This is a genomic window from Nostoc sp. MG11 (genome assembly GCF_014904695.1).
Classification (GTDB): Bacteria; Cyanobacteriota; Cyanobacteriia; order Cyanobacteriales; family Nostocaceae; genus Komarekiella.
This window is the reverse complement of record NZ_JACXXN010000004.1, coordinates 269,491-287,534: the sequence shown is the minus strand read 5'-3', so window position 1 is coordinate 287,534 and position 18,044 is coordinate 269,491. Positions and strand designations below refer to the sequence as shown.

The 18,044-nt window shown below is 38.9% G+C and carries 18 protein-coding genes; 16 read left to right on the top strand and 2 right to left on the bottom strand.

The features are described from left to right. Positions 1-41 precede the first annotated feature (41 nt). From HCR01_RS08580 to HCR01_RS08515, 14 genes are all read left to right on the top strand, one after another. Positions 42-1,175 carry a glycosyltransferase family 1 protein gene (locus HCR01_RS08580; protein ID WP_226889204.1) on the top strand — a complete coding sequence of 378 codons (1,134 nt, stop codon included), beginning with the start codon at positions 42-44 and terminating at the stop codon, positions 1,173-1,175. A gap of 38 nt (positions 1,176-1,213) precedes the next feature. Beyond that, on the top strand, positions 1,214-2,404 hold the full coding sequence (locus tag HCR01_RS08575; protein WP_193195806.1) for a glycosyltransferase family 4 protein: 1,191 nt from the start codon (positions 1,214-1,216) through the stop codon (positions 2,402-2,404). A 179-nt stretch (positions 2,405-2,583) separates the two neighbouring features. Beyond that, positions 2,584-3,591: a glycosyltransferase family 4 protein gene (locus HCR01_RS08570; protein WP_193195805.1), complete on the top strand. Its 1,008-nt coding sequence runs from the start codon at positions 2,584-2,586 to the stop codon at positions 3,589-3,591. Continuing rightward, positions 3,591-4,973 carry a hypothetical protein gene (locus HCR01_RS08565; protein ID WP_193195804.1) on the top strand — a complete coding sequence of 461 codons (1,383 nt, stop codon included), beginning with the start codon at positions 3,591-3,593 and terminating at the stop codon, positions 4,971-4,973. Before HCR01_RS08570 ends, HCR01_RS08565 begins: the two co-directional genes overlap by 1 nt. After that, complete coding sequence (locus HCR01_RS08560; RefSeq protein ID WP_193195803.1) at positions 4,966-6,219, top strand: glycosyltransferase family 4 protein; 1,254 nt, start codon at positions 4,966-4,968, stop codon at positions 6,217-6,219. Before HCR01_RS08565 ends, HCR01_RS08560 begins: the two co-directional genes overlap by 8 nt. A gap of 406 nt (positions 6,220-6,625) precedes the next feature. Further along, positions 6,626-7,600, top strand: a complete 975-nt coding sequence (locus HCR01_RS08555) for a phytanoyl-CoA dioxygenase family protein (RefSeq protein WP_193195802.1) — start codon at positions 6,626-6,628, stop codon at positions 7,598-7,600. Positions 7,601-7,615: 15 nt separating this feature from the next. Then, positions 7,616-8,755 carry a glycosyltransferase family 4 protein gene (locus HCR01_RS08550; protein ID WP_193195801.1) on the top strand — a complete coding sequence of 380 codons (1,140 nt, stop codon included), beginning with the start codon at positions 7,616-7,618 and terminating at the stop codon, positions 8,753-8,755. Positions 8,756-8,994: 239 nt separating this feature from the next. Beyond that, positions 8,995-10,155: a glycosyltransferase gene (locus HCR01_RS08545; protein WP_193195800.1), complete on the top strand. Its 1,161-nt coding sequence runs from the start codon at positions 8,995-8,997 to the stop codon at positions 10,153-10,155. A gap of 31 nt (positions 10,156-10,186) precedes the next feature. After that, entirely contained in the window at positions 10,187-11,428 is a 1,242-nt protein-coding gene (locus HCR01_RS08540) for a glycosyltransferase (RefSeq protein WP_193195799.1), read from the top strand. An 11-nt stretch (positions 11,429-11,439) separates the two neighbouring features. Continuing rightward, a complete protein-coding gene (locus tag HCR01_RS08535; protein WP_193195798.1) occupies positions 11,440-12,570 on the top strand; it encodes a glycosyltransferase family 4 protein in 1,131 nt (376 codons plus the stop codon). 19 nt (positions 12,571-12,589) lie between these two features. Further along, positions 12,590-13,357: a glycosyltransferase family 2 protein gene (locus HCR01_RS08530; RefSeq protein ID WP_193195797.1), complete on the top strand. Its 768-nt coding sequence runs from the start codon at positions 12,590-12,592 to the stop codon at positions 13,355-13,357. Positions 13,358-13,379: 22 nt separating this feature from the next. Beyond that, positions 13,380-13,577, top strand: a complete 198-nt coding sequence (locus tag HCR01_RS08525; RefSeq protein WP_193195796.1) for a hypothetical protein — start codon at positions 13,380-13,382, stop codon at positions 13,575-13,577. A gap of 97 nt (positions 13,578-13,674) precedes the next feature. Next, positions 13,675-14,187 (top strand): YdcF family protein, encoded by a 513-nt coding sequence (locus tag HCR01_RS08520; RefSeq protein WP_193195795.1) that lies wholly within the window; start codon positions 13,675-13,677, stop codon positions 14,185-14,187. Position 14,188: 1 nt separating this feature from the next. Beyond that, complete coding sequence (locus tag HCR01_RS08515; protein ID WP_193195794.1) at positions 14,189-14,740, top strand: WcaF family extracellular polysaccharide biosynthesis acetyltransferase; 552 nt, start codon at positions 14,189-14,191, stop codon at positions 14,738-14,740. A gap of 95 nt (positions 14,741-14,835) precedes the next feature. Here HCR01_RS08515 and HCR01_RS08510 read toward each other — a convergent pair whose 3' ends face one another. Together HCR01_RS08510 and HCR01_RS08505 are read right to left on the bottom strand one after the other, a co-directional pair. Continuing rightward, on the bottom strand, positions 14,836-15,072 hold the full coding sequence (locus tag HCR01_RS08510) for a hypothetical protein (protein ID WP_193195793.1): 237 nt from the start codon (positions 15,070-15,072) through the stop codon (positions 14,836-14,838). Between the two features lie 231 nt (positions 15,073-15,303). Beyond that, the gene (locus tag HCR01_RS08505; RefSeq protein WP_193195792.1) at positions 15,304-16,023 is read right to left on the bottom strand and encodes a response regulator; all 720 of its coding nucleotides are present in this window, start codon (positions 16,021-16,023) and stop codon (positions 15,304-15,306) included. Positions 16,024-16,536: 513 nt separating this feature from the next. Between HCR01_RS08505 and HCR01_RS08500 the strand changes: the two genes are divergently transcribed. Together HCR01_RS08500 and HCR01_RS08495 are read left to right on the top strand one after the other, a co-directional pair. Further along, entirely contained in the window at positions 16,537-17,652 is a 1,116-nt protein-coding gene (locus HCR01_RS08500) for a hybrid sensor histidine kinase/response regulator (protein ID WP_193195791.1), read from the top strand. Between the two features lie 125 nt (positions 17,653-17,777). After that, positions 17,778-17,996, top strand: a complete 219-nt coding sequence (locus tag HCR01_RS08495) for a hypothetical protein (RefSeq protein ID WP_191759157.1) — start codon at positions 17,778-17,780, stop codon at positions 17,994-17,996. The last annotated feature ends 48 nt before the right edge of the window (positions 17,997-18,044 follow it).

Genomic DNA, 18,044 nt, shown 5'->3' with positions numbered 1-18,044 from the left:
AATTTTTACTTTTTTAATAATACAAAAATTGAACCGCTTAAGTGACGCTAACAAATAAGTCAATTCAAATTATTCAAATTGTTCCTCAACTACCCCCATCCATCAATGGGTTAGGGGACTATGCACTAAATCTGGCTCGTCAGTTGCGGAAAGATTACAATATCGAAACGCGGTTTGTCGTTGGCGATCGCAACTGGCAAGGAGCTACAGAAATTGAAGATTTTACGATACAACAAGTAACGGCTAATTCTGCTGAAGCATTGTTCTCTCTATTATCATTTGACAAGAATCAGTCAATCCCAATCTTACTACATTATGTAGGTTATGGTTATGCCGAAAGAGGCTGTCCAGTTTGGCTAGTTAAAGGTTTAAAACGCTGGAAAGCTAACAGTGCTGACTCGCGCTTGGTAACAATGTTTCATGAAGTTTATGCTTCTGGATATCCAATATGGACTAGTTCTTTCTGGTTATCATCCTTACAAAAACAATTGGCCGAGCGCTTAGTAAATATGAGCGATCGCTGTGTCACTAGTAAAGAGAGCTATGCAGAAATTCTGTACAATATGGGTCGAGGAAAACAAACTCAAATTTCACATTTACCTGTTTTTTCTAACATTGGAGAACCAGAGCATACCCCACTTTTAGTAGAGCGAACTCGAAGACTAGTTGTTTTTGGACATAAAAATAGTAAATTGCAAGTTTATCAGCTAGGTCGTCAAGCCTTGGAACTAGCTTGTAATACTTTGGATATTAAAGAAATATATGATATTGGCATTCCGACTGGGTTAGAAATATCTGAAATGAATGGTATTCTTGTTGTGGAAACAGGAGTCATTGAGACAGTAGAAATTAGCAAAATAATGCTAAATTCTATTGCCGGATTTTTAAATTTTCCTCCACCTGCATATCTAGCAAAATCAACTATTTTTGCGGCTTTCTGTGCCCATAGGCTAATTCCTTGTATGGTTACTCATAACGCAATGCCAACAGATGGTCTTCAAAGCGGTAAGCATTACTGGTCTGCTAGGGATCAAAACAGCCAGTTATCTTTAGAATTAGGACAAGTAATTGCTGACAATGCTTATGCTTGGTATCAAACCCATAGCCTGTCTGTGCAAACTAATATTTTTATTACTCACCTTAATGGTTCAAATTCAATAATCATGAAAAATTAAGCTAATAGTTGTTAGAGGTTATTATAACCTTAGTCAATATGAATACACGTAAGTATAGAGTCTTGGTTGTTACTGCAAATCCTGTGCAGTATTCAACCCCAATTTTTCAGTTAATGGCACAAAATCCTAAGCTAGATATCCTAGTAGCTTATTGTAGTTTGCAAGGTGCTGAACAAGGGTTTGACTCTGAGTTTGGTGTAGAAGTCCAGTGGGACATTCCATTATTGGATGGCTATCCTTGGATTCAACTCTCCAATCAATCTCCTCAACCTAGGTTAGGTAAGTTCTTCGGTCTAATTAATTTAGAGTTATGGAAGCAAGTCCGCACTGGAAAGTTTGACGCTGTAATCGCATACACAGGCTATGCATATGCGAGTTTCTGGATTTTAGTAGCTGCTGCAAAAGCTAGTGGAACTGCGTTCTTATTTAGTACAGATGCTCACGATTTAATTCCTCGCAACGGCTCAGCTTGGAAAGTCCATCTGAAGAAGTTATTATTGCCTTGGATCTTTGGTTTGGCAGATACTGTCATTGTTTCCTCGTCACCAGGCGTAAAATTTATCAGTTCTTTGGGAATTTCTGAGCAACGTATAGTAATGACACCTTCTGTCGTTAATAATGAATGGTGGCTAGCTCAGGCAAAGCAGGTGAATCGAGCAGCAGTACGACAACAGTGGCATATTCCAGAGGATTCGCCAGTTATCCTTTTCTGCGCTAAACTCCAACCCTGGAAGCGCCCACAAGATGCTCTACGAGCATTTGTCAAAGCTAATGTGCCAGACAGCTATCTCGTATTTGCTGGTGAAGGCCCATTGCGATTGGAACTTGAAGTTGAAGCTGAAGCTTTAGGAATAGCAGAGCAAGTTAGGTTTCTGGGTTTTGTCAATCAATCGCAATTACCTTCAGTTTATTGCTCTGCTGATTTGTTCGTCTTTCCATCAGAACATGAACCCTTCGGTGTAGTTGTCAATGAAGCAATGCTGTGTGGTTGTCCTGTAGTAGTAAGCGATCGCGTTGGTGCACGCCACGATCTTGTGCAAAATTACCAAACTGGACTTGTTTATCCTTGCGGTAATTTAGATGCTTTAGCACAAATCCTACAGACAGTCTTAGGCGATCAAGAACTTTTACATAAAATGGTTGCTGCTACTACTAAGCGTATGGAATCTTGGTCTCCGCGCGAGAACGTGGAAGCTCTAGTACAGGCTTTAGATAAAGTTCATAACTAGCAAAGTGACAATTTCTTCCTTTTTTCACCTCAACTTAGTCTGAAACTTATATTAAAGAACCTAGTTATATCCCAACATATAATGTCAAACCAACTTTTTGAACTTAGCGAAGTATCAGGTGATATTTTATGCCTGTTGCTGCAAATAAAAAAATAGTTTTTTATTGTTAAATATATGTTATGAAAATTCTTATTTACTCTCCTCTGTTTTATCCCAGTATTGGAGGATTAGAAACAATTATTTCAACTTTAGCTCATGAATTTACTTATCAGGGACACAAAGTCAAGCTAGTCTCACAAACTCCAGCAACAGACTCAAAGTATTTCCCTTTTGAAATTATTCGACAACCTAGTTCAAAACAAGTATTGAAATTAACTCAATGGTGTGATGTTTATTTTCAAGGCTGTGTGAGCTTAAAGGGTCTTTGGCCATTAATATTGATACCTAAACCCTTGGTTATAACCCATCAAACTTGGTATCGTTCCCTTGATGGAGGCATGAATTGGCAAAATCGTCTAAAGCACTTTGTTACTCGTTTAGCAACTAATATTTCAGCTAGTCATGCTTTAGCTCAATCTATACCAGCACCATCTAATATAATTCCTAATTCTTATCGGGAAGATATATTCTATGAAATACCAGAAATCTCTCGTAATCAAGAACTTGTGTTTTTAGGACGTTTGGTTTCTGATAAAGGAGCTAATCTACTCATAGAAGCATTAGCTTACTTGAAAAAGAGGGGACTTACTCCTAAGTTGACCATTATTGGTAGTGGGCCTGAAGAATCTAAATTACATCAACAGGTAGAAGATTTAGACATTGCTGAACAAGTCAATTTTGCAGGAGTAAAAGTTGAGCATGAGTTAGTCAAATTATTAAATGCTCACCAAATTATGGTAGTTCCATCTATTTGGGATGAACCCTTTGGCATTGTTGCCCTAGAAGGAATTGCCTGTGGTTGCGTGGTTGTAGGTTCAGAAGGTGGTGGTCTCAAGGATGCGATCGGCCCTTGCGGGACAACATTTGCTAACGGCAATGTGGAGCAGTTGACTCAGATAATATTTGACTTACTCAGCCATCCAAAAAAACTAGTAATCTACAGAGAAAAAGCTAAAGCACATTTAGCTCGTCACACCAGTAAAGCAGTTGCTAAAGCATATCTTGATATTTTAGAGAGGGTAATTTAATGCAATTGCTCATTGCTTTGATAGGTGCAGCAGCTCTTGTTTGGCTTTCTTACTTTGGTATATATCACTTCAGTTGGCAACGTGCGGTTAAATTTGCATTGGTTATTGTCATTTTTGAAGGTGTGTTGCGAAAGTGGGTACTACCACAAGCAAGTGAGCAAATTTACTTTATCAAAGACTTCTTGCTTTTAATAGCATATCTTAAGTACTACCTAAGTAGGGAACCAAAGTATCCCTTTCGATTGAGTACTTTTAATATTATCTTAATGATGGCATTTACTTGGTGTGTGTTGCAAGTCTTTAACCCCAGTTTAGGCTCACCCATAATTGGTTTGTTCGGGCTAAAAGCCTACTTCTTTTATATGCCCTTAATGTGGATACTGCCTAGTTTATTTCAAACAGAGGAGGAACTATACCGCTTTTTACGCAACTTTATGCTGCTAGCAATTCCGGTCTGCCTCTTGGCTGTAGCTCAATACTTCAGTCCACCCTCGAGTCCAATTAACGTCTGGGCAGGTGGTCAAGAGGCAAATGCTACTGCTGGTGGAGCAATTAGAGTCACAGGTACATTCCCTTATATCGTGGGTTATTCAACTTATCTAATAATTTGTTTCTGTATATTGGTTCCAATGCTAACCCTTGAACAACCACGAATTTGGAGATGGTTAACATACATTGAAGCATTATTAGTAACTGGTACTTCCTTCATGACTGGTGCCCGTCTGTTGCTTTCATTTGAAATTTTGTTTCTTATCGGATATGCATCTATCTTAGGTTTAACTCAACCTGCGATCGCTACTCGCTCAGCTAAAAAACTCATTCTACCTGTTATTTTGATCTCAGCTTTAGTGCCAAAATTTTTCGCTCAGGCAATAGGCACATTTTTCGAGCGTGCAGGCACTTCAGAAAAAGATTCTCAAGATTTTCTGAACCGCGCTTTGTCTTCCTTCTACGAGCCTGTGAATGCCGCGCAATTTAAAGGGCTTGATAGCTATGGGATAGGAGCAACTCATCAGGCAGCCCCAGCTTTGCGTAAAATTTTTCAGCTACCCACAGGTGAGCCTACTCCCCTAGCTGAAGGAGAGATAGGAAGGGTTGTTTTAGAAATAGGACTATTCGGCTTTGCATTATGGTACGGACTACGTATAGTTCTAATGTTTTATAGTTGGCAAGTTTTTTTGAAACTGAAAAGTCCTTTTCTTCGTCAGTTGGCGCTTTCTGTTCTCTTATTACAAGTTATTAATATTACCAATCAATTCGTATTTAACAATACCTTATCAATTTATTCTTGGTTCTTTAGTGGCTGCATTTTCTTATTTCCAGAATTAGAATATCGGCAGTTTTTATCTGACAAATTCTGGGCATCTCAACAGCATGATTAACTCACTTTCCCTAGCTCATCAAATTAATCCTTCTTTTGCCCGCAATGCGGCTTTAGCTTTTGCAGAGGCTAATTTATTGAAAGAGGTAATTACCCCGATCGCTTATGACCCAGAAGCACCCATATGGGGATGTTTAAATGTGCTGCCCAAAAAGCTCAAAACTACTATCACTAATGAATTGAGCAGGCGGACTTGGACTTCTCCTAATGGTGTACCAATTCAGACTTACCCGTGGAAAGAAATCATCCGTATATTTTTATCGCTAACCAAACTAGCACCTACTTTGGGCTTCAGCTACATGCAATTGGTGGATTGGGTATATGTATCTCTTGATAGCCAAATAGCAAAACACCATCTTGACGGGTTAGATGCTATTTACACTTATGAAGATTTGGCTGCAAAGACCTTTGTCAAAGCAAAACAGCAAGGCGTTCTTTGCTTGTACGATCTGCCTATTCCCTTTTATAAGATGACTCATCGGATCATGCGGCAAGAGGCTGAGTTATTCCCTGTCCTAAGCTCAGCAGTTCAATCGATTCAAGACCCTACCTGGAAACTTGAGCGCAAACAGCAGGAAGTAAAACTAGCAGATCATATCTTTGTGGCTTCTTCGGTGACAAAACAGTCATTGCTAGAGATTGGTGTAGAACCAGAAAAAATTACTGTCATTCCCTACGGCGCACCTGTAGACTTATTTCAACCCCAACCGAAAAATGATACTTGCTTTCGTGCCATGTTCGTTGGTCGTCTTTCTCCACGCAAAGGAGTTCACTATCTCATGCAAGCTTGGCAAGAATTGAAACTAAGCGATGCAGAGTTAGTGTTAGTCGGAAGCAATCTCTTCCCGTCAGGTTGGTTAGAACAGTATAAAGACATCTATCGTCATGTCCCTTCTGTACCTCATCTTCTCCTGAATGAGTATTACAGCAGTGCTAGCGTTTTAGTTTTCCCTTCTTTGATAGAAGGTTTTGGTTTAGTAATACTAGAAGCAATGGCTTGTGGTATTCCTGTGATTACTACACCTAACACAGGAGGAATTGATGTTATTACTGATGGTGTAGAAGGATTTATTATTCCCATAAGGGATGTAGAAGCACTGAAAGAAAAACTAGACTGGTGCTACTCCCATCCTCAAGAGTTGGCAGAAATGGGACGAGCCGCTCGTCGCAAAGCTGAGCAATACAATTGGAGCTTATATCGTCAAACATTAGTTAGCAAGGTCAAGGATATCTTAGAGGATGTTTGAAAAGTCCAAGAGGGTATAATTTCGTCATTCTGTAGACGCTTCTGCGGCTTCCCGCAGGGTGTGGAACGTTGGCGGAGCTTCTCGCAGAGAAGAATCTGGGCTTTTGCTGACATACTGAGATATTTCACTCCACTCCGCTGCGTTCAATATGACATAGAGATACCCTTTTAAAACAACCTCTTAGCAACTCGGAGTTCAAGTTTATAAAAAGATTATGAAAGTAATATATTTCATCCTATTTTTGTAAAGTATAAAGCAAACTAGCTTTATATAAAAATATGCTGTAGCGATCCCATGTGGTACAACTGGGATTTAAAAACATTTGTTTTTAATATTTTCATATCTTGCTAAATGATAAATATCAATCAAGCTGTTCATATCATCTTTGTTACACCTCTAGAAAAATATGTTTAGTTTATCATTTCTCAATAGCAGTACTAGTCAAATAGTTAGTGACCTAAAAACTAAGGGATATTTTGTTTGTGAACAAGCATTAATAGAGCAGTGTGTTGAAGAATTATTACAAGAAGTAGATTTTAACAAAATTTTGGTTAACACCAATGATGTTGGCGTAGTTATTGCTTACGACCAAAAATTTTTAACTCATTGTTTGGCTCATTCCAAAAAATCTTTCGACATTATCACTTCCCAAAAAGTTCTCGATATTTGCAAACAATATTTTGATGATAATTACAAGCTAACTAATCATAGAATTTATCAAACCAGCAAAGTAGGAAATATGCCTTGGCATACTGATAACAACCTTCAAATTGGCAAAAAGCTAGTTAGTAAGCACGACATGCCAGGTTTATTGTTTTTATTTTATCTGTCTGATGTAACCAAAAATGCTTTTCAGTTAGTTAAAGACTCTCATATCTGGTCGCCTAAATTCAATCACGAAATTTATCTAACTGAAAGCTTTATCGACAGTAAATATAAAAAGGATATCCTAACATTTTCGATGAAGAAAGGTACTCTAATATTATGTGATATTCACGCAGTCCATAGGGCTGAACCTTTTCAAGATAAAACATATACTAGGTCTACCTTGCTTTTTCAGGTCGATCAAGTTGGTAGTGAATATGTAGGTCATGGTGAAAAAAATATAGTAAATACAGAGTATCTAGATAATTTGAATTTAGAAGTAATGGAATACCTGGGATTTGGTTTCAAAAGAAATTACCCCGCATTCCCTAGCACTTCAGCTGCTACTATGACACCTGAAGACATATTTAGTTTGCAAAAGCAATTGCTACCTCAAATGTTCAAAGCTTTTACGAAAAAGTTAGTAACCAGTTTGCTACCTGGTAAGATTGTAGTTAATATAAAGCGCATTTTGTGGTTGTTAAAAGATAACAAAAAAACGCCTAAAAATAATTGAAATATTTTAAGCTTAATGAAAATTTTGTTGATAGGTAATTACCAACCAGATGCTATTCAAAGCATGGATCTATTTTCTGCCATGCTGGAAAACTACTTAATACAGTTTGGTCATCAAGTACGTGTCATTCGACCCACGCCCTACTTAGGCAATCTTCATTTATTCCCAAATGTATTCAAAAAATGGTTAGGTTACATTGATAAATTGATTCTCTTCCCACGAAATTTGCGTTCAATAATTTCTTGGGCAGATGTAGTTCATACATGCGATCATGGCAATGCAATTTACACTAGATATTTGCAAAACATACCCCATGTTGTGACTTGTCATGACTTATTGGCAATTCGTTCTGGTTTGGGAGAATTTCCAGAGTATAAAACAGGATGGACTGGTAAAATATTACAGTGGATGATTGTAAAAGGACTCAATCAAACCCAAAGAGTTGCTTGCGTTTCGGAACAGACTAGAAACGATTTGATACGTTTAAGTACTCTCAATGAGAAGGCTGTAACTTTAGTTTCTGTGGGTTTGAACTATCCTTATACCCCTATGACAGTCTTAGAAGCTGAGCAACGCTTAAAAGCTTTAGGGCTTCCTCAAGGTCGCTTTATTCTTCATGTGGGGGCAAATCATTGGTATAAAAATCGTTTAGGAGTTTTAGCCATCTTTTCTCAACTAATACTGAAACTTCAACAACCAGAATGGCATTTAGTTATGGTAGGCAAACCTATGACTGACGAAATGCATCAGTTTATTCAAAGTCATAACTTAGATCAAAGGGTAATAGAGCTAGTAGAAGTAGATAGTGAAAATTTGCGAGCTCTTTATTCTTCCGCAGCCGCCTTACTATTTCCTTCTTTACAAGAGGGCTTTGGTTGGCCGATTATAGAAGCTCAAGCTTGCGGTTGTCCTGTGTTTACTTCAAACCGTCCTCCCATGAATGATGTAGGGGGAGAAGCAGCTATATACATAGATCCAAATAATCATGAAGAAACAGCAGAAAAAATTGTTTCATGTCTGCCTAAACTAGAAATATTGAAGTCTAAAGGATTTATTAATTCGCAAAGATTTACAGCACAGAACATGGTTTATCAATATATTGAGCTTTATCAGCTAGCTATTGAGGAAAGATATAAAACAAAGATTACAAATTAATTTATACTAAAAAAATTTAAAAATTAAATAAGGATGTAAATTGCAATATTATAGTAATCATAATTTGATCAATGGAAAAAGCGACTTGAAGAAGTATAATAATTTACAGAAGTAGCGTCTTGAACTAATCAACATAATTAGGTAATTTTTTTAATTAGAATTAACATTAAAAGCAATTTTATTATATATATTGATATAATATATGAATTATTTTAGTAAATATATAAAAGATTTCAAACATGCAAAAATCTCTGAAAAAAAGTACTTTAAATTTATGGTTTCCTAACTTATTTGAGTTCAAAGGTGGCATACAAGTTTATTTACAAGACATCTTGCAAACCATCCAAGAAAGACTACCTAATTCCTCTCTCTGGATTTTAGATAAGCTTGATAAAAGTAAGCCGACAGATAAATTTAATTCAAATAATTATTCATTTTTTTTTAGCGGTCATCTACCCAAGTATTTACGAACGCAACATTTTGCTTTTAACTTAATCAAAACAGCTATACTTAGTCGCCCAAAGTTTATTTTATGTGGCCATATCAATTTTGCACCAGTAGCACTCCTAATTCATCGGCTCACAGGTATTCCTTACGGAGTTATTGTTTATGGGGTTGATGCTTGGGAAATTCAAAATAAATGGCAAATTAAAGCACTACATGCAGCAGAAATAGTTATATCGATTAGCATGTATACACGCGATCGCCTAATTAATGAGCAGAGTATACCTACCGATAAGATAAAAATATTACCAGTTACATTTGATGAGAATCGTTTTCAACCTAGTCCTAAACCAAAATATTTACTAGAACGTTATGGCTTGAGGTCTAATCAGCCGATTATTTTCACTGTGACTCGTTTATCAAGTGAAGATGGCTATAAGGGATACGACAAAATTATTCAAGCGCTACCAAAAATTAAGTCTCACGTTCCAGATGTTCACTACATACTAGGTGGCAAAGGCGACGACCGACCCCGGATTGAGCAACTGATTGCTCAACTCAACCTGCAAGACAGCGTTACCTTAGCAGGTTTTATTCCCGATCGCGAACTCTGTGATTTCTACAATCTTTGCGATGTGTTTGCCATGCCTAGTCGAGGTGAAGGATTCGGGATAGTCTACCTAGAAGCACTAGCATGTGGCAAACCCACAGTGGGTGGCAATCAGGATGGTGCGATTGATGCTCTTTGTCAGGGTGAACTAGGGGCCCTGGTCGATCCTCTAGATGTGAATGCCATAGCTCAAACTCTCATCCAGATTTTGCAAGGTACTTATCCAAATTCTTTAATTTATCAACCTGACGCTTTAAGGCAAAAAGCGATCGATAAATTTGGCTTTGAACAATTCAAACAAACTCTGACAAAACTTATACATCATTGTTTTGCTATTCCTGAATAACCTTGATATAGTTACCGTAATTTTTTAGTCAATGACGCTTAATCCTTTAGCAGCAAAACTGCTAGAAACCGCTACAGACAAACCTCAAGTTTGTCATGTAATTGCAAGTATTAACGAAAATACTGGCGGCACTGCTTTTTTAGTCACTAGACTAGCATCAGCCCTTGCCAATCAGGGAATCCCATCACATCTGTTTGCGCTTGACTATAAACAACTTGGTAGCCAAATTGTGGCTATGGATGTTGCAATACATAGTTATCCTGCAAATTTCTTAGCTCAGCATCTACGAGGATTTGCTCCCAAATCTAGTCATGCTCTAAAATCTTTAGCATCAAAAGAATTAGATCTGATTCACAATCATGGCTTGTGGATGTTTCCGAATCTTTACGCTCGACAAGCTGCATTAGGCAATCGTCTGCCTTTAGTTATTTCACCTCATGGAATGCTTGAGTCTTGGTCATTGAAGCATAGTCGCATGAAGAAGCAGCTTGTTTGGTTTCTGTATGAGCGCAAAAATTTGATTAGTGCTACTGTTTTTCATGTAACTTCTGCTGAAGAAGCGACTTCTGTTCGTCGTCTGGGTTTTCAACAGCCTATCGCACTAATTCCAACTGGTGTTGATATTGCTGAGTTGAATGAACAACAAGACAAAGAAGTATTAACACAATTATTCCCTGAACTTGCTAATAAAAAATGGTTACTTTTCCTGTCAAGACTGCATCCTAAAAAAGGCATAGATAATTTACTCCACGTTTGGCAAAAATTAGAATCCCAATTTTCTGACTGGCATCTTATACTTGCTGGGCCTGACTTAATAGATTACCAAGCAAAGTTAGAACTACTAGTAGACCAGTTGAATTTGAACCACCGGGTGACTTTTACTGGTATGCTATCTGGAAAGTTCAAGATATCTGTACTGACCAATGCAGATTTGTTTGTCTTGCCAACACACTCAGAAAATTTTGGGATTGCAATAGCGGAATCTCTAGCTTGCGGAGTGCCTGTGATTACCACTAAAGGCGCTCCTTGGGAGGATTTAGAACGCTATGAATGTGGTTGGTGGATTGAAGATAACCAGCAAGCACTTATGGATGCATTAGTTGAGGCAATGGAATTGTCTTCTATTGACCGACAAGCAATGGGTTTGAAAGGAAAAAATTTGGTGACAACTAAATATTCTTGGAATTCAATTGCCAAGGAAATGGCAAGTGTTTACTATTGGATTCTCGGTGGTGGGGAACCGCCTAATTGTATTCAGTTTTATGGCTCTTAGGGGGATCAACTGTGATTATTTCCATTGCTACAGGCCCCTGGTTGCCTGTTCCTGCGGTGCAAGGAGGTGCTATTCCTCGAATTTGGCAAGGTTTAGCAGAAGAATTTGCTAACAGAGGTCATCAAGTTAGAATTTTGTGTCGTTCCTATCCAGGACAACCGCAGACAGAAGTAATTAATGGCGTTGAATATATACGCCAGGGTGGACTTCCTCAAAGTACTAATATTGTCCTAGATTTGTTTAAAGATTTGCTGTATGCTTTGCTTACTTTTCCCTCTTTGCCTTCATCTGATATTTTAATTATTAATGACTTTTGGTTGCCAGTGTTTGCTGCTCTACATCCAAAAGTAGGTCAAATTGTTGTTAATGCTGCTAGATTTCCCAAGGGTCAGTATGGCCTTTATGGTGGTGTAGCTCGATTTGCTGCTGTCTCAAAGGCGATAAAAGATGCGATCGCGCAAGAGTATCCTGCTGCAATTCCCAAAATAAAAATTATCCCTAATCCTATTGATACTAATATATTTTATCCATCAATTTGCTCTAGAGTAGAACAAAAAGAGAAAATTATTCTGTATGTGGGTAGAGTCCATCCAGAGAAAGGTATTCATCTTCTATTAGATGCATTCTCAATTCTATCTCAGCAAATTTCCACAGTGAAACTCAGGATAGTTGGGCCCGTAGAAGAAAATCAAGGTGGTGGAGGAAAAACTTACTTACGTACTCTGGAATCTCAAGTTAATAACTTAAATGTTGAGTTTATAAAACCAATATTTGATGTACATAAACTATCTGATTTTTACCGAAAAGCTGACTTATTTTGCTATCCTTCACTTGCAGAGAAAGGTGAATCATTTGGACTTGCACCATTAGAAGCAATGGCTACATCTCTAGCTCCAGTCGTTTCAGACTTAGCTTGTTTCAAAGATTTTATTCAGGAAGGGATAACAGGATACTTTTTCGATCATCGTAGCCCTAATGCTGCCAATAATCTGGCAAATGTTTTAGCGTCAGCTATTCTCAACCCAGAGAAAACAGAGCAAATATGTTATCAAGCAAGGCAGAAAGCATCTGAATTTAGTTATGAACAGATTGCAAATATGTATCTTTCTGACTTTGAGTTATTACTAAGTCATAGTTGTTGAAGTTCATAAATAAACAGATATGCTTAACGAAGTAACTCCGCTTATCCTCACCTACAACGAAGCTCCTAACATTGATCGCACTCTCCAATTTCTCAAATGGGCAAAAACAATTGTAGTCATTGATAGTGACAGCAATGACGAAACCCTAGAAATATTGCAGTTTTATCCACAGGTTAAAGTATTTAAACGAAAATTTGATACTCATGCTAAACAATGGAACTATGGCTTAGAGCAAGTTGAATCTAAATGGGTGCTCTCTTTAGATGCAGACTACATTGTCACAGCTGATTTAAAGGCTGAAATTATAAATTTGCCAGCAGATGGGCAGATCGATGGCTACTTTGCCAGATTTAAATACTGTGTGTTTGGTAAACCGCTTAGAGGTACAATACTTCCCCCTCGTCAAGTTCTGTTTCGCAAAGATAAAGCTGTATACCTAGATGATGGTCACACTCAACTTTTACAACTTGCTGGTAAGTCTGCAACGCTTACTGGTTACATCCATCATGACGATCGCAAACCTCTAAATCGCTGGCTGTGGGCGCAGGATCGCTATATGGTGATTGAGGTAAAAAAATTATTAGAAACACCGATGAGTAACCTCAGTTGGAGCGATCGCATCCGTAGACAAAAGATTTTAGCTCCCTTGATCATTTTGGTCTACTGCCTCATCCTTAAAGGCGGTATTCTTGATGGTTGGCATGGTTGGTATTATGCATTTCAGCGCATTTTAGCAGAAATTCTTCTAGCTATTCGTTTGATAGAAGCTGAAAAAATTAAAATTTAATTATTTTGGTGTGAATAATTCAATGGATAAAAAGCACAGCCTAGCAGAGATAGACTTATTGAAAGGAATCGCAGCTTATGCTGTAGGTTTTATTCATTCCCAAAGTGGAGAATTTGGAGAGCCAAGCCATGTAAATTTACAACTATTAAGATTGTTTGGCTTAGCTGTTCCTTTCTTTTTAGCTACCTCTTTTTATTTAACAATTAACAAAATTTTCTAGAAAATTATTGTTTGGAGGTTAAGTTATTACATTCTGCAAAATTAAAAAACATTGGATACTTTTTTTAGTAGTAGGTTTTATCCTCTTTCTGCTGCTAATGATTCCTGTGCATGTAGCGATCGCACTGTACCAAGCTCCCCAGCCCCAAGCCATTCTCACCCTTGGCGGCGAATCATTAGGAGAGCGAGAAGCATTCACCGCCGAATTTGCTCACTGGTATCCATCCCTAAAAATTTGGGTTTCTTCTGGTGTAGTTCCCAGCGAAGCGCGTAAAATTTTTCGAGACGCGGGTATTTCGGATAGACGCCTTCACTTAGACTATCGAGCTGTTGACACAGTTACTAACTTTACTACCCTGGTTCCAGATTTTAAACAATACAAAATACAACACTTATATTTAATTACTTCTAACTATCACATGCCCAGAGCCAAAGCGATCGCAACCCTGATTCTTGGTAGCCAAGGCATTGCCTTCACTCCACTCTCTGTACCGTCTAACCATCCCAAAGAATCCTTCCTTCCCATTATTCGCGACATTGCCCGCTCCCTGCTTTGGATTTTTACAGGCCATACAGGAGCGAGTCTTAAGCCTGCTGTTAATTCACCATAATATGCGTTTAGATAACTATACTTTAGGTACTTATACTCCAGGCGCACCATACTGGAAACAACTTCTGTGGTATTTTATCGGGTCGCCCTTAGTAGAAAGTTATTGGCTCCCTATATCAGCTTTAAAAATTTGGATACTCCGCTGCTTTGGAGCGCAAATTGGTCAACGCGTCCGCGTTAAGCCAGGAGTAAGAGTGAAGTTTCCCTGGCGGTTAACTGTGGGTGATTACGTTTGGATTGGGGAAGATACCTGGATTGATAACCTAGCTCCTGTCACCATAGAAAGTCATGTTTGCTTATCTCAAGGAGTCTACCTCTGCACTGGAAATCATGACTGGAATCATCCCGATTTTCAACTAATTACAGCCCCAATTCACATACAAGAGGGTAGTTGGATTGCAGCCAAGGCGGTAATAGGCCCAGGTGTAACAGTAGGTAGAGGTGCAGTACTGACCCTCGGTGGAGTAACTGGGCGTTCTTTAGATCCAATGATTGTTTATGCTGGTAATCCTGCTCAGCCCATCAAGAAGAGATTAAATTCTTGGCATTGCTGAATTGAAGTATGAAATTTAAAAACTTAACATCTTAAACTCTTACTCTCTGCGCCTCTGTCTTGAAAAGTTTCCTAGGTTGGGAAACTCCGTTCGCATCATTGCGTCTCCCCTTGGGAGAAGTTCTGTTCGCATGATTGCGTTGGCGGAGCCATCGCTATGCGGGTCTTACTGCCCAACCGTTCTTTCAGAACGGTTGCCTTGTGTCCTTTAGACACAAGGGAGAGGCGCAAGGCTTTGCGCCCAAAGGCAGTGATAAAGACCATCGCCGGACGCCGACGCTCAGACTTCTCTCCACCTACAGAACTTTTCGCTGCGTCTCTGGGTGTTAGCATTCGCGGAGCGTCTCGTAGAGAAGCGGGGCGTAGCCCGGTAAATTCATACCTGGATTCAGCAACGCCAAATTCTTAATATAGCTGTTGCCAGGTAGTCTAGGACATCATCTGATTATAAAGCAGAGGGGTAAAGGGCAAAGGATAAAAGGATGAATTAGGTCGCCCACTAGGAGCGTTAGCGTAGCGAGACGAAGTTCGGTTTTTACCTTACTTGGATAGGCATTTAACTCACTACTGCACTAACCCAGCACGCAAAGCAAGTACAGCAGCCTGCGTGCGGTCAGCAACACAGAGTTTATTTAGAATACCTCGAACGTGAGTTTTTACAGTACCGACAGTTAAATAGAGCCTTTTAGCGATTTCTGCATTGTCACACCCAGCGACAATCAACTCCAAAACATCCATTTCTCGATGAGTCAGGGGATAGCTCTCTATAGTTTTTTCAATTTCTGGGTCAATACCGTCAATCAGTACTCTTTTTCCGGCTGTTCCACTATTACCATCAGGAAAATCCTGTCGTATTTGTCGCAGTACGAGATCTGCGATCGCTGGATCGATCCATGAGCTACCTGCGTAGGTCGTTTGCACTGCCTCTACTAATTTCTCACTTTCGATATCCTTCATGCAATAAGAGTCTGCACCTGCTGCAAAAGCTGCTAAAACCGCCTGTTCACTACTCTGCATTGTTAAAATCAGCAGCTTTGTTGTGTAGTCTTCTGTTTCCGCCTGGTATTGCCTAAATGTGCGTGTCAGTTCTATACCATCCATGTCAGGCAAACCAATGTCAATGGTGGCAACATCTGGCTTGAGAGTTTTTAGAAGCTCTATTCCCTCTGCTGCATTAGCTGCTTCACCAACAATGTTCATTTCTGCCTGGGTTTGTAAAGCAGCCCGTAAGCCGATTCTGGTAAGGTTGTGATCTTCAATTACGAGGATCTTTATTTCACTCATGGATGGTTATCTTTACTGTTATCTATCTAAAAGTACAGATGAAAATAGCTTTGTTCTTCTATTCGGGATTTTATCCGAAAAGAAAGGCGTTTGGTATTGTTCACAAAACTTCATCCATCATCAGTCATAAACGACCTTATTTTCAAATTTTTTTTAAAGCGGTGTTTGAATATAAGAATTTAATTTCCTCAAAAAATATTTTTATACATTATCTTGATGCGAAGCGATTAGGAATCGGTGACTATTAGTTATAGTTAAAGTTGACTTTGCAGCAATAAAAGTCATGAATACATAGCAGTTTGCGTTTCTGTGCAATACAACTGATAAAGTTGGAGGAAAAAAAGTTTATTTTATACAAATCACTAGCTTTTCTAGTGCAATTACTGATAAAAAGAATATCCTTAATTCCGAAAACTTTAAGCGAACATGTGAATCATGATGATCTTAACGCTGGTGAAGTAAGCTATTACTAGATTTGCTAGGGATAGCCAAGCACTTCTTTTTTTATTAACCATGTCTTTAACTAAAACTTCCAAAAAAGATAGAATTCTCGTTGTAGATGACGTTTTTGACAATTTGCTGATTTTAGAAGCAGTCCTAGAGGATAAGGACTATGAACTCAGCTTAGTGGAAGATAGCAAGACAGCTTTGACTATGGTTGAGCAATCGCCGCCAGACTTGATACTTTTAGATGTGATGATGCCTGGAATCGATGGCTATGAATTCACTCGACGCATCCGACAGAATCGGGCGCTACCCTTTATCCCTATTCTACTAATTACGGCTCACTATGAGTCTAGCGTTGTGGAGGGACTCGATGCTGGTGCAGATGACTTCATCCGTAAACCATTCGATCCAGATGAGCTACATGCACGAGTGCGATCGCTTCTCCGCCTCAAGCATAGTATCGACGAACGAGATCAGATGGCTAACTTGCGAGCCGATTTTGTCTCGCGTTTTACTCATGATTTACGTATACCTCTGGTAGCATCCAACCGGATCTTAAAATTATTGATAGAAGGTAGGTTTTGCGAAGTTTCACCACAACTGCAAGAAATAATTAGTACCATGATTGGCAGTAACCAAGACCTGCTGGAAATGGTAAACACCTTACTAGAAGTTTATCGTCATGAGGCTGGCTGTAAAACTTTAAAAATTTCTCCTTGTAATATTCAGGAGTTAGTTAGTGAAGTTGCTCAGGAGTTAACTCCCTTAGCAGAAGAAAAAGGATTAGCCCTAAATCTTGAATTGGCACAAGAAACAACCGATAAGGGCGAAACTCAAAGCACTGTCATGAGCGATCGCGTAGAGATGCGGCGAGTTCTGACAAATATTATCGGCAATGCCATCAAATTTACAGATAAGGGTTCTGTAGATATTCGCTGCCATCTCACTCCGGCTAATGTGACTATTGATATTGAAGATACAGGGCCGGGAATTTCTAAACAAGATCAGGCAATATTATTCGAGCGATTTCGCCAGGGTAAACACCAGCGTTCCGGTAGTGGTTTAGGGTTATATTTATCTCGCTGCATTATCGAAGCACATCAAGGCACAATTAATGTGATATCTGAGCCGGGACAAGGTAGCACATTCACTATCCGCCTACCTGTGGCTACCAACCAATAGAAATATACAAGTAAATATACACTGCACTAATGAATCAGTGTGGAAATAGTAATTTAAGCCCCAAGGTAGTGTGTGTCTTGCCACATAAAAATTTAAGCTGGGCGTAGAAGTTTAGAGAAATAGTTATGAATAAGGAAACAGTTCCGAGTCAAGCTGAAAAAATGAATTCTGAAGGTGATGCATCGCAATTAAGCCCAGAGGTACTCGACAAAATCAAACACCCTCCAAAAATGGATGATGTCATCCGAGAGCAATCGCCAGCAGAACGTAGGAGTAATCCAGCTTTAGTACCCGAAATGCTTGATGAACCAAACGATGAAATGACCGGACTCACCGAAGAATAGAGCTACTAGTGAGGATACAATGACATTCAGTATCCTGCTAGCAACTGT